This window comes from Ursidibacter arcticus (assembly GCF_009761375.1).
Lineage (GTDB): Bacteria > Pseudomonadota > Gammaproteobacteria > Enterobacterales > Pasteurellaceae > Ursidibacter > Ursidibacter arcticus.
This window is the reverse complement of the sequence record NZ_LEKM01000140.1, coordinates 29,935-42,058: the sequence shown is the minus strand read 5'-3', so window position 1 is coordinate 42,058 and position 12,124 is coordinate 29,935. Positions and strand designations below refer to the sequence as shown.

Annotated in this window: 10 protein-coding genes; 3 read left to right on the top strand and 7 right to left on the bottom strand. The window is 37.0% G+C overall.

The features are described 5' to 3' along the window. Positions 1-211: 211 nt before the first annotated feature. The 7 genes from galU to hisC form a co-directional block, all read right to left on the bottom strand. The gene (gene galU / locus A1D25_RS06110) at positions 212-1,099 is read right to left on the bottom strand and encodes a UTP--glucose-1-phosphate uridylyltransferase GalU (protein WP_157394811.1); all 888 of its coding nucleotides are present in this window, start codon (positions 1,097-1,099) and stop codon (positions 212-214) included. 74 nt (positions 1,100-1,173) lie between these two features. Next, positions 1,174-2,538, bottom strand: a complete 1,365-nt coding sequence (locus A1D25_RS06105; RefSeq protein WP_157394810.1) for a phosphohexomutase domain-containing protein — start codon at positions 2,536-2,538, stop codon at positions 1,174-1,176. A gap of 41 nt (positions 2,539-2,579) precedes the next feature. Beyond that, a complete protein-coding gene (gene csrA, locus A1D25_RS06100) occupies positions 2,580-2,771 on the bottom strand; it encodes a carbon storage regulator CsrA (protein ID WP_157394809.1) in 192 nt (63 codons plus the stop codon). Between the two features lie 59 nt (positions 2,772-2,830). After that, the gene (alaS, locus tag A1D25_RS06095; protein ID WP_157394808.1) at positions 2,831-5,455 is read right to left on the bottom strand and encodes an alanine--tRNA ligase; all 2,625 of its coding nucleotides are present in this window, start codon (positions 5,453-5,455) and stop codon (positions 2,831-2,833) included. 160 nt (positions 5,456-5,615) lie between these two features. Next, positions 5,616-6,041 (bottom strand): universal stress protein UspA, encoded by a 426-nt coding sequence (uspA, locus tag A1D25_RS06090; RefSeq protein ID WP_157394807.1) that lies wholly within the window; start codon positions 6,039-6,041, stop codon positions 5,616-5,618. Positions 6,042-6,214: 173 nt separating this feature from the next. Further along, positions 6,215-7,513 carry a 3-phosphoshikimate 1-carboxyvinyltransferase gene (gene aroA / locus A1D25_RS06085; RefSeq protein ID WP_157394806.1) on the bottom strand — a complete coding sequence of 433 codons (1,299 nt, stop codon included), beginning with the start codon at positions 7,511-7,513 and terminating at the stop codon, positions 6,215-6,217. A gap of 88 nt (positions 7,514-7,601) precedes the next feature. Continuing rightward, complete coding sequence (gene hisC, locus A1D25_RS06080; protein WP_157394805.1) at positions 7,602-8,696, bottom strand: histidinol-phosphate transaminase; 1,095 nt, start codon at positions 8,694-8,696, stop codon at positions 7,602-7,604. Between the two features lie 244 nt (positions 8,697-8,940). On the opposite strand from hisC, the gene guaB reads away from it, so the two are divergent. The 3 genes from guaB to A1D25_RS06065 all read left to right on the top strand — a co-directional run bounded on the left by guaB (position 8,941) and on the right by A1D25_RS06065 (position 12,089). Continuing rightward, positions 8,941-10,404: an IMP dehydrogenase gene (guaB, locus tag A1D25_RS06075; RefSeq protein ID WP_157394804.1), complete on the top strand. Its 1,464-nt coding sequence runs from the start codon at positions 8,941-8,943 to the stop codon at positions 10,402-10,404. Positions 10,405-10,538: 134 nt separating this feature from the next. After that, positions 10,539-11,159, top strand: a complete 621-nt coding sequence (locus A1D25_RS06070) for a DUF1919 domain-containing protein (protein WP_157394803.1) — start codon at positions 10,539-10,541, stop codon at positions 11,157-11,159. A gap of 54 nt (positions 11,160-11,213) precedes the next feature. Beyond that, the gene (locus A1D25_RS06065; RefSeq protein WP_157394802.1) at positions 11,214-12,089 is read left to right on the top strand and encodes a DMT family transporter; all 876 of its coding nucleotides are present in this window, start codon (positions 11,214-11,216) and stop codon (positions 12,087-12,089) included. Positions 12,090-12,124 lie beyond the last annotated feature (35 nt).

Genomic DNA, 12,124 nt, shown 5'->3' with positions numbered 1-12,124 from the left:
AGGGTGGGCTTTAGCCCACCATAGATTGATGACAAACCTCAATTTGTTGTATTCAATAAACGGACGCCAGCGTGGCGTCCCTACACAACAAAAATAAAATATGTTATTTTTCAATTGGTTATAACTTTCCTTGTAGGGACGCCACGCTGGCGTCCGAATGAAAAAAGACTTTGTCAATAATCTGAGACGCTAAATGCGTCTTTTTATAAATTTATAAAGATTTTGCTAATTTTTTTAGATAATCTTTAAATGCTTGTCCAAATTTATCGTGATTTAAACTATATTCTACGAAAGCTTCCATATAGCCCAGTTTATCACCACAATCAAATGTTTTACCTGTCATATGGAATGCTTCCACATCTTGTTGTTCAATTAACATATCAATTGCATCTGTTAATTGAATTTCATCACCCACACCAATCGGGGTTTTAGCAAGAAGATCCCAAATTTCTGCAGAAAATACATAACGTCCTACAACAGCGAAATTAGACGGAGCATCTTCTACCGCAGGCTTTTCGATAATATTGACAATTTTAGCCGTACCCGCTGGCTGTAGTTCTGCACCTTGACAATCCACTACACCATAGCTACTAACATCTTCTTTCGCCACTGGAGCAACCATAATTTGGCTATTTCCAGTCTCTTTAAATCGAGCAATCATTGCAGATAAGTTTTCAGATTTCTGATCTGCTGTAAAATCTGCTAATAACACATCAGGTAAAACAACTGCAAATGGCTCATTTCCTACTAATGCTCGTCCACATAACACTGCGTGTCCTAAGCCTTTTGCTTGCCCTTGGCGAACGTGCATAATAGTAACATCTTTAGGTACAATAGAACGAACTTCATCTAATAACTGACGTTTAACACGTTTCTCAAGCATTGTTTCTAATTCAAAAGAGGTATCAAAATGGTTTTCGATAGCATTTTTAGATGAATGAGTAACAAGGACAATCTCTTTAATTCCTGCAGCAACACATTCATTAACGATATATTGAATCAATGGTTTATCTGCAATTGTCAGCATCTCTTTTGGAATTGCTTTAGTTGCCGGAAGCATTCGAGTACCTAACCCTGCAACAGGAATAATTACTTTCATTGGAAACCCTTATAATAAAAAAATAATCAACCGCCTACCAACGTAAGCGGTTTCTTGGTTAAAAAATTTTGCAACTATTGACGAAGTAATGCTAATACTTCATCTGTTTTTTGTTGCATCAATGCTTTATCACCTTTTGTTTCAAGGTTTAGGCGAACAACTGGCTCAGTATTTGAGCTTCTTAAATTAAAACGCCAGTTTTCAAATTCTACACTAATTCCATCTAGTGTTTCGACAGATTTTGCATTTTCTTTATAAGCATTTAATACACGTTCAATTGCGACTTTAGCATCAGCTAATTTACTGTTGATTTCACCTGGTGATGGGTATTTATCTAAGCGTTCGCCGACTAATTCACTTAAAGTTTTTCCTGTGGTACAAAGTAATTCTAAGGTTAATAACCAAGGAATCATACCACTATCGCAATAGAAGAAATCGCGGAAATAGTGATGAGCACTCATCTCTCCACCGTAAATAGCATCAACTTCACGCATTTTCTCTTTAATGAATGAGTGGCCTGATTTAGACATTACTGCTTCACCACCACTTTCTTTTACAAGCTCTTCTGTATTCCAAATTAGGCGAGGATCATAAATAATCTTAGCCCCTGGATTTTTTTGTAAGAACGCTTGAGAAAGTAACCCTACCACATAATAACCTTCAATAAAGCCTGCTTTTTCATCAAATAAGAAACAGCGGTCAAAATCACCATCAAAAGCAACACCCATATCTGCTTTATTCTCTAAGACTGCATCAATAGAGTCTTGTCGATTTTCGTGTAAAATCGGATTAGGAATTCCATTTGGGAAGTTACCATCTGGATTATTGTGTACTTTGATAAATTTAACAGGAACATTATTTGCCTTGAATTGTGATTCAATTGCATCAATAACCTTACCTGCAGCACCATTACCTGAATTGATAACTAATGTTTTCGGTGTAAGTTTTTTAATATCAATATAAGAGAGCAAATGTTCTACATATTCACCTAAAACGCTTTTTTGTGTATAAGTACCACGTTGAGTCACTGGTGGAAAATTATTTTCTTCAGCAAGACGTTGGATATCCGCTAAGCCACTTTCGGCACTAATAGGGCGAGAACCAGCACGAACCAATTTCATTCCATTATAATCCATTGGGTTGTGACTTGCGGTGACTTCAATCCCACCATCTGCTTTTAAAAATGATGTAGCAAAATAAACTTCTTCTGTACCTGTTTGTCCTAAATCAATGACATCAACACCTGAGTCTAATAGACCATTCGTTACGGCACTTTTGAGCTCATTACTGGTTAAACGAACATCGCCACCTACAACAATATTCTTTGGTTTTAAAAATTGACCAAATGCACGACCAATACGATAAGCAATATCAACATTGAGTTCACTACCTAATTGTCCTCGAATGTCATAGGCTTTAAAGCAAGTTAATTTTTCCATAATGATTTCCTTATATGAAAATATGAGTTTTATATAATACGTTATTTCGTATCTTCGGCAGTTTCTTCTGCTAATGCTTTGATCCGCTGATAGATTTCTTCACGGTGAACAGAAATTTCTTTAGGTGCTTTAACTCCTAATTTAACTTGACTACCGCGAACACTTAATACAGTGATTTCAACATCATCACCAATTAATAAACTTTCTCCTATTTTACGCGTTAAGATCAGCATAACTATCTCCTTTTAATTTGTATCAGCAAGGTAATTTCATTTACCTTGCATTTTTATTATTAAAGTTTTGCTTGAATCCAGTTTGTAGCAAGAGTTAAGGCATTATTGATATGTTCAGGTTGGCTACCACCAGCCATAGCCATATCGGCTCTACCGCCCCCTTTACCACCAACTTCTTTTGCCATTAAACCAACCAATTCCCCAGCATTAATTTTTGAGGTTAAATTGTTAGTTACTCCGACAATTAAATTCACCTTGCCTTCAGAATGTGTTACAAACGCAATGACAGCTGAACCTAATTGATTTTTTAAATCATCAACCATTGTTCTTAATGCTTTTGCATCTACATTGTCGAGTTGTTGAACTAAAACATTTACGCCATTGATTTGTTGAGCTTGTTTGGCTAATTCACCACCTGCTTGAGACGCAAGTTTTTCTTTCAGTTGTTGTAGTTCTTTTTCAACTTTCTTACTCTTCTCTTGTAATTGCTGGATTTTTTCTACTAAAGTATGGCTATCTGCTTTTAACAATTCGCTACTTTGGTTCAAAATCTGTTGCTGTTGGTGTAATAAATCGATCGCATTTTCACCTGTAACCGCTTCCACACGGCGAACCCCTGCCGCCACAGCACCTTCAGAGATAAATTTGAATAAACCTATATCGCCTGTTTGTTTAACGTGTGTACCACCACAGAGTTCAATAGAAAATTCGCCCATATCAACAACACGAACTTGATCACCATATTTCTCGCCAAATAATGCCATTGCACCTTTTTGTTTAGCTGCTTCCAAGTCCATTACTTGAGTAGTTACAGTATTATTTTCACGAATTTTGCGGTTAATGATACGTTCAATCTCTTCTAAATCTGTTTTAGCAATTGCTTCTGGCTGAGAAAAGTCAAAACGTAAAGTATTTTCTGACACCAAAGAGCCTTTTTGAGCAACATGGTCACCCAAGACTTGACGTAATGCTGAATGAAGTAAGTGAGTTGCACTATGGTTGAGTGTAATTGCGTGACGACGTGTCGTCTCTACTTGAGCAGAAACCTTATCACCAATTGATAATGAACCTGACGTTAATTGACCAATATGTCCAAATACCTGTCCATATTTCTGCGTATCTTTAACATCAAAATTGCAAGTTTCTGATGAAATCTGACCGCTATCGCCAACTTGCCCACCCGATTCACCATAAAATGCGGTTTGATCTAAAATAATCACTGCATTTTCGCCAGAATCAATACGCTCTACGGCTTTACCATTACTGAATAAGCCAACAACTGTTGCATCTGTTTCTGTGACGTCATAACCTTTAAAAATAGTCGAGCCATCAACCTTAATTACATTATTATAGTCTGTACCAAAATTACTACTTGCTTGTGCCCTTGCACGCTGAGCCTGCATTTCTTTTTCAAATCCAGCTTCATCAATAGTAATATCACGTTCACGACAAACATCAGCGGTTAAATCCAATGGGAAACCGTAGGTATCATAAAGTTTGAAAGCAACCTCGCCTGACAGTTGGTTATTTTGTACTTTCGCTAAAGCATCTTCTAGCAACGTTAAACCACGTTCTAAAGTACGAGCAAACTGTTCTTCTTCTGCTTTTAAGGCTTTCTCAATATGTGCTTGTTTTTGCGTAATGATTTCACCTGCTTGCCCCATCGCTTTTGCTAAAGTAGGTACTAGTTTATAAAAGAAAGCGGATTTTGCACCTAGAATATTACCGTGTCGCACTGCTCGACGAATAATACGGCGAAGCACATAGCCACGACCTTCATTTGATGGAACAACACCATCAGCGATTAAATAAGCACAAGAACGGATATGATCTGCGATAACACGTAATGATTTATTATCAAGATCTTGAACATTTAATAAAGTTGCAATCTCTTTAATCAGCGTTTGGAAAATATCAATTTCGTAGTTAGAGTTTACGTGTTGTAACACAGCACTAATACGCTCTAACCCCATTCCTGTATCAACCGATGGTTTTGGTAATTTTTCCATTGTGCCGTCAGCCTGACGGTTAAATTGCATAAATACTACGTTCCAAATTTCGATATAGCGATCGCCATCTTCTTCAGCTGAACCTGGTGGACCTCCCCAAATATGATCGCCGTGGTCATAGAAAATTTCAGTACAAGGTCCACAAGGACCAGTATCACCCATTTGCCAGAAATTATCCGATGCATAAGGTGCACCCTTGTTATCGCCAATACGAACAATACGTTCTGCTGGCACACCGATTTCTTTGTTCCAAATATCGTAGGCTTCATCATCGGTTTCATATACGGTTACCCATAACTTTTCTTTTGGTAAGCCAAGCCATTGTGGTGATGTTAAATATTCCCAAGCAAATGCAATCGCATCCTGTTTAAAATAATCACCAAAGCTAAAGTTACCTAGCATTTCAAAAAAAGTATGATGACGAGCGGTATAGCCTACGTTCTCTAAATCATTATGTTTACCACCTGCACGCACACAACGTTGCGAGCTAGTCGCTCGACTATAACTACGTTTATCTAAACCTAGGAATACATCTTTGAACTGGTTCATTCCAGCATTAGTAAATAATAATGTTGGATCGTTTTCGGGAACAAGCGAACTGCTTGGTACAATAGTATGTCCTTTACTTTGGAAAAATTCTAAGAAGGATTGTCTAATCTCTGAAGTCGTTTTCATTTCAATACTCTAATATATAAAAAATTGTATAAAATTCTGTTTCTAACAGTAACCTGCCTATTCTACACATTTTTTTAGATACTGTGCTAGGTTATCGACACAGAAGTAAAAAATTTATCAAAACTAACCGCTTGTCTTTATCACAAGCGGTTAAATTTTATTACTCACTTGCCAATGGCACAACTAACATATCTACGGATACATTATTCATCACCTGACGAGTTGAAGACATAAATTTACTCCAAAAGTCTTGATGGTGTCCCGTAACAAGGAGATCAACATTATATTTTTCTACGGCATCTTCCAATACCTGACTGAAATCTCCGCTACCATTTAAACGCTCTGTTACAGGATATTCGACTTTGTGTGCTAATTCTTCTAAGGCTTTGAGTGTTTCTTCTGATACAGAGTCTTGCACTGATGACATATTGATATCAATTAAGCCTGTGTAAAGGTCTGAGAAATTCACGTCCACGTGAATTAACGACAGTTTAGCACCACATTTTTCTGCGAGTTTTGCACCTTTACGAAGTAATACAAGACTTTCTTCAGAAAGATCAACGGCAACCAAAATATGTTTGTACATAATAAGCTCCTTGCTGTATGACATTTAACTGTGTTGAATACTATCATACTCTTACAGTTTAAAATTTGAAGCAGATCGCAAATTTGAAAAATCATTTAGAAAAAATTGAGAAGTCAAAATTATTAAGTGGGCTTAAAACCCACCTAATATTCTAAAATAAGAGAAAAGCAGAACTATGCAATAACGCTGACTTTCTCAAATTCCTCAAAGAAAGTAGGGAAAGTTTTAGCGGTACATTTCGGATCTAAAATAGTAACTGGTGTATTGGATAATGCAATCAATGCAAAGCACATTGCCATTCTATGATCATTATAAGTTTCAATTTCTGCGTGTTTAAAATCCGCTAATGCAAGAGGTTGAATGCGAATAAAATCTTCGCCTTCTTCCACTTCTGCACCCACTTTGCGTAGTTCTGTTGCCATTGCGGTTAGTCTATCTGTTTCTTTAACACGCCAGTTATAAATATTACGAATAACCGTTTCGCCTTGAGCAAATAATGCTGTAGTTGCGATTGTCATTGCCGCATCGGGAATATGGTTCATATCCATATCAATGCCTTTTAGATCACCTTGTTCAGCTTGGATAAAATCATCACCCCAAGTAATTTTCGCCCCCATTTTTTCAAGCACATCAGCAAACAAGCGGTCACCTTGAATAGAATTTTTACCAATTCCTGTTACTTTTACCTTACCCTTAATCGCTCCAGTAGCTAAAAAATAAGATGCCGAAGACGCATCGCCCTCCACTAAATATTGCTGTGGGGAATGATATTTTTGCTGACCTTTGACTGAAAATAATTGATAGTTTTGATGAGACACTGTCACGCCAAAATCACGCATCATCGCTAAAGTAATATCAATATAAGGTTTTGAAACCAGATCACCAATAATCTCAATCGTCATATCATTTTCGGCTAAAGGTGCTGCCATTAGCAATGCAGTTAAAAATTGTGATGAAATTGAACCATCTATTTTAACGTAATTGCCTTTTAATCCTGTATTACGAATAGCGATTGGCGGATATCCTTCATTTTCTAAATAAGTGATATTCGCCCCAAGCTGACGTAACGCATCAACTAGGTGCAAAATTGGACGTTCTTTCATTCTTGGTTCGCCCGTTAAAATCACTTCACTTTCATTTTTGCCTTTTAAACAAAGTGCTGCGGTTAATGGACGCATTGCAGTGCCTGCATTGCCTAAAAATAAAGCTAACCCATTTTGCCACTCAAATGCACCACCAACACCTGTCACTTCACAAATAGTTTTATCATCTGAAAGTTGGTAATTTACACCAAGTTGTTTTAACGCATTGAGCATATGACGAATATCATCACTATCTAATAAATTAGTGACTTTTGTTGTGCCTTCAGCAAGAGCTGCTAATAATAAGGCTCGATTAGATAAACTTTTTGAACCAGGCAAATTGATTTCGCCTTCCACCCGACTGATTGGGTTTAATGTTAATGTTTGCATAGAAATTCCGAGTGATAAATTGATTTGGTAAGCGGTAAGATTCGTACAAAAATTTGCAAAAAAGAGTGGCAATCTTACCGCTTGTTAATTAGTTTAATACCTTGAGAAGTGCATCAAAGAAACGATCATTCTCTTCAGGTAAACCAATGCTAATACGTAAATGATTTGGCATTCCGTACCCAGCAATAGGGCGTACGATGACACCTTGATGAAGTAATTTCTCATAAATAGGGGCTGCTGGTTGTTTCAGATCAACCGTAATAAAATTACCTTTAGAACGAATATATTCCAAACCATTTTGTTGGAAAAATTGTTCATAGCGAGCCATTTCAATACGGTTATTTTCCGCTACTTGTGCCACAAACGCATCATCTTGCATTACCGCAATCGCTGCTGCCAACGCTAAACTATTACAGTTAAACGGTTGGCGAACACGATTAAATAAGTCTGCAATTTCATTATTTGAGACTGCATAACCAATGCGTAACCCAGCTAAACCATAAGCCTTGGATAAAGTACGACAAATTACTAAATTTGAATGTTGTTGTAAAAGTTTGAATGAATCTACCCGCTCATCTGGGTGTGTAAATTCTGTGTAGGCTTCATCAAGGACAACAATCACATTTTCGGGTACTTTTGCTAAAAATTCTGCAATTTGTTGATGTGTTAAAAATGTCCCCGTAGGATTATTAGGATTTGCCACATAAATCAATTTTGTTTTAGGCGTAATAGCCGCAACAAAGGCATCTAAATCGTGTCCATAATCTTTAGCAGGGATCACAACTGATCTTGCGTTGATCGCTTGAGCAACTAACGGATAAACAATAAACGCATATTGTGAAAAGATAATTTCATCTTGCTCTGTCGCAAAAGTATGTGCGATTAACTCTAACAAGTCATTTGAGCCATTCCCTAAGGTAATTTGATTTAGTTCAACACCAAATTTTTTTGCAATGACGTCTTTAAGGTAATAGCCATTTGCATCAGGATAGCGAGTTAAATCTGCTAATTGTGCTTGAATTGCCTGCTTGGCACTTTCTGGGAAGCCGAATGGGTTTTCGTTTGACGCTAATTTAATAATATTAGAAATACCAAGCTCACGTTCTAGTTCTTCAATCGGTTTTCCAGCTTGGTACGGAGATAAATTTTTAACGCCTTCATTGGCGATGTTGATAAATTGCATATAGGTCCTTATTATAAGAATTATTGATTTAACTATTATATAACAAAATATTGCTATATTAAGCAATGAATCTTAGATATATTATTACACGAACATTCTAAAGTCTTATCAACCCATTAAAATTTATGCAAAAATTCATAAAAAACTCACCGCTTGTAAATTTACAAATTACGCTAACCTCTGTATAATCCGCCCGCAATTTTTCCAGTTTAATTTTAAAATCTCTATTTAAGGAACTATTGCAATGCTACGAATCAAACAAGAAGCACTAACATTTGATGATGTTTTACTTGTCCCAGCACACTCTACTGTGTTACCTAATACCGCAAACCTTTCAACTCAACTTACCAAAGAAATTCGTTTAAATATTCCGATGCTTTCTGCGGCAATGGATACTGTAACTGAAACTAAATTAGCTATCTCTCTTGCTCAAGAAGGGGGTATTGGTTTTATTCATAAGAATATGACGATTGAACGCCAAGCAGATCGCGTACGCAAAGTGAAAAAATTTGAAAGTGGAATTGTATCTGAGCCTGTTACTGTTTCTCCTGATGTTACCCTTGCAGAATTAGCTGAAATTGTGAAGAAAAATGGCTTTGCAGGCTATCCAGTGGTTGATGCTAATGGCAATTTAGTGGGTATTATTACAGGACGTGATACTCGTTTTGTTTCTGACTTAAATAAAACCGTTGCTGATTTTATGACGCCTAAAGATCGTTTAGTTACCGTTAAAGAAAATGCAACGCGTGAAGAAATTTTCCATTTAATGCACGAGCATCGTGTTGAGAAAGTACTCGTTGTTGATGATAATTTTAAACTAAAAGGAATGATCACCTTAAAAGATTATCAAAAAGCGGAAAGCAAACCGAATGCGTGTAAAGATGAATTTGGTCGCTTGCGTGTTGGGGCGGCTGTTGGTGCAGGCCCAGGCAATGAAGAACGTATTGAAGCCCTTGTTAAAGCTGGCGTAGATGTGCTGTTAATCGACTCTTCTCACGGTCATTCAGAAGGTGTGCTACAACGTGTGCGTGAAACTCGTGCGAAATATCCAAACCTACCCATCGTAGCAGGTAACGTAGCAACAGCCGAAGGTGCTATTGCACTTGCTGACGCTGGTGCAAGTGCGGTGAAAGTGGGTATTGGGCCTGGCTCAATCTGTACAACGCGTATTGTTACAGGGGTCGGTGTTCCACAAATTACCGCTATTGCAGATGCGGCAGCTGCATTAAAAGATCGTGGTATTCCTGTGATTGCTGATGGTGGTATTCGTTACTCTGGCGATATTGCGAAAGCGATTGCAGCAGGTGCAAGTTGTGTAATGGTAGGTTCAATGTTTGCAGGCACAGAAGAAGCACCGGGTGAAATCGAACTTTATCAAGGTCGTGCATTCAAATCTTATCGTGGAATGGGGTCACTCGGTGCAATGTCAAAAGGCTCATCAGACCGTTATTTCCAATCTGATAACGCAGCAGATAAATTAGTACCTGAAGGTATTGAAGGTCGTATTCCATACAAAGGTTTCTTAAAAGAAATTATTCATCAACAAATGGGTGGTTTACGCTCTTGTATGGGTTTAACAGGCTGTCCAACGATTGATGATTTACGCACAAAAGCACAATTTGTCCGCATTAGTGGTGCTGGTATTAAAGAAAGTCACGTTCACGATGTGACTATTACCAAAGAAGCACCAAACTACCGAATGAGCTAATTACTCTTAACAAATACTTCCCCTATTTTATGTAGGGGAAGTTTTTTTATATCTATACAAGAGATAGAAATGTTCTCAGGCTTTTAATATATGCAAAAAAATTAGCAAATCTTACCGCTTATATTGGAAATAAAATGCGACAAATAAAACGAGTTACAGATAAATTAAATAGTTATATCAGAAAGATTGTGAATTATCGCAACCAAAAACGCCTATTAAACCGCGACTTTACTGTCATATCCAGTAATTGCACAGGAGCGTTTATATTGCACGATCTAAACCTGCGTTTTAATTCGCCTTTTGTGAATTTATTTCTTACCCCAACGGACTTTATTCGCTATCTCAAAAATATTGAATATTATCAACAGCAATCTTTAATCTTTATTGAAACAGAAAAGCGTTACCCTGTTGCGAAATTAGATGATCTCACTATCCATTTTATGCATTATAGTTCTGCTGATGAAGCAAAAAATAAATGGCAACAACGCACGCAACGAATGAATTTAGCACAATTATTCATTATAATGACCGAGCGTGATGGTTGTACTTATCAAGACTTAGTCGAATTTGATAATTTACCTTTTAAACACAAAATCGTTTTTACTCACAAACCTTACCCAGAGTTACAAAGTGCCTTTTATATCAAAGGCTTTGAGCAACAAACACAGGTGGGAGATTTATTTGAATACACAGGTTTAAACGGCAAACGTTATTACGATCAGTTTGATTATGTTGAATGGTTTAACAAGCGGTAGGATAACTAAAATTTTTTGCAGTTCTCTTTATATGTATTATAGGAGTACACATCAATGAAAAACCATAACCAATCAGCCGTCTTATTGATTATTGGTTGTATATTATTTGGGCTTGGAAGCCTTATTGTTAAATTTGTGCCTGTTGGTGCTTATGCCATTGCCTTTTGGCGATTACTTATTGCAACGGGGATTTTCTGGGTACTGATGAAGATTTATCGTAAGCATTTACCTAAAAACCCCAAAGCAATTATGTGGGCTGTATTTTCGGGTATATTGCTTGCGTTTGATTTAGCATTTTGGCACGAAAGCATTTATGCTGTTGGCCCTGGTATTTCAACATTATTAAATAGCTTGCAGGTATTTTTCCTAGCAGGAATTGCTTGGATTTTCTTCAATGAAAAACAAACAAAATTACAATTATTGAGCTTATTTATTGCAGTTGTTGGCGTAATACTTATAGCAAGCCCTGAATTAACCCATAATATTGATGGTGCTTACGGTATTTTTATTGGCTTATTATCAGGGGCTTGCCTAGCAGGCTCAATGGCAACCATTAGACAAGCTCATAAAGAAGAAACTATCTCGATTTTCCCAATGATGTGGTTAATCAGTTTAAGTGGTGCATTTGTGCTAATACTTCCATCACTCTATTTTAATAGTGATACCTTATATCCCAAAACCGTATCTGACATTGGGCTGGTCTTAATATACGGAGTAGTAATGCAATGTATTGCTTGGGGGCTAATTGCCTACTCAATCCCTAAACTTAGCTTAAGTTTAACAGGTTTATTATTACTCAGCGAACCTGTTGCAGCGTTAGTGATTGATAGTACGCTGTTAGAAAAACAAATTAGTTCATTGCAATGGTGTGGGGCTATACTCACCCTTTTTGCAATTTATTTAGGCTCACTCAAGAGTAAAGCCGATTAGTTAATTATTTTATTTCAATCTATTTACATCACAGA

What these genes read in the sequence shown, in the direction of transcription:
- galU (WP_157394811.1), bottom strand. Translation starts at nt 1,099, where the DNA reads ATGAAAGTAATTATTCCTGTTGCAGGGTTAGGTACTCGAATGCTTCCG.
- A1D25_RS06105 (WP_157394810.1), bottom strand. Translation starts at nt 2,538, where the DNA reads ATGGAAAAATTAACTTGCTTTAAAGCCTATGACATTCGAGGACAATTA.
- A1D25_RS06065 (WP_157394802.1), top strand. Translation starts at nt 11,214, where the DNA reads ATGAAAAACCATAACCAATCAGCCGTCTTATTGATTATTGGTTGTATA.
- guaB (WP_157394804.1), top strand. Translation starts at nt 8,941, where the DNA reads ATGCTACGAATCAAACAAGAAGCACTAACATTTGATGATGTTTTACTT.
- csrA (WP_157394809.1), bottom strand. Translation starts at nt 2,771, where the DNA reads ATGCTGATCTTAACGCGTAAAATAGGAGAAAGTTTATTAATTGGTGAT.
- uspA (WP_157394807.1), bottom strand. Translation starts at nt 6,041, where the DNA reads ATGTACAAACATATTTTGGTTGCCGTTGATCTTTCTGAAGAAAGTCTT.
- aroA (WP_157394806.1), bottom strand. Translation starts at nt 7,513, where the DNA reads ATGCAAACATTAACATTAAACCCAATCAGTCGGGTGGAAGGCGAAATC.
- alaS (WP_157394808.1), bottom strand. Translation starts at nt 5,455, where the DNA reads ATGAAAACGACTTCAGAGATTAGACAATCCTTCTTAGAATTTTTCCAA.
- A1D25_RS06070 (WP_157394803.1), top strand. Translation starts at nt 10,539, where the DNA reads ATGCGACAAATAAAACGAGTTACAGATAAATTAAATAGTTATATCAGA.
- hisC (WP_157394805.1), bottom strand. Translation starts at nt 8,696, where the DNA reads ATGCAATTTATCAACATCGCCAATGAAGGCGTTAAAAATTTATCTCCG.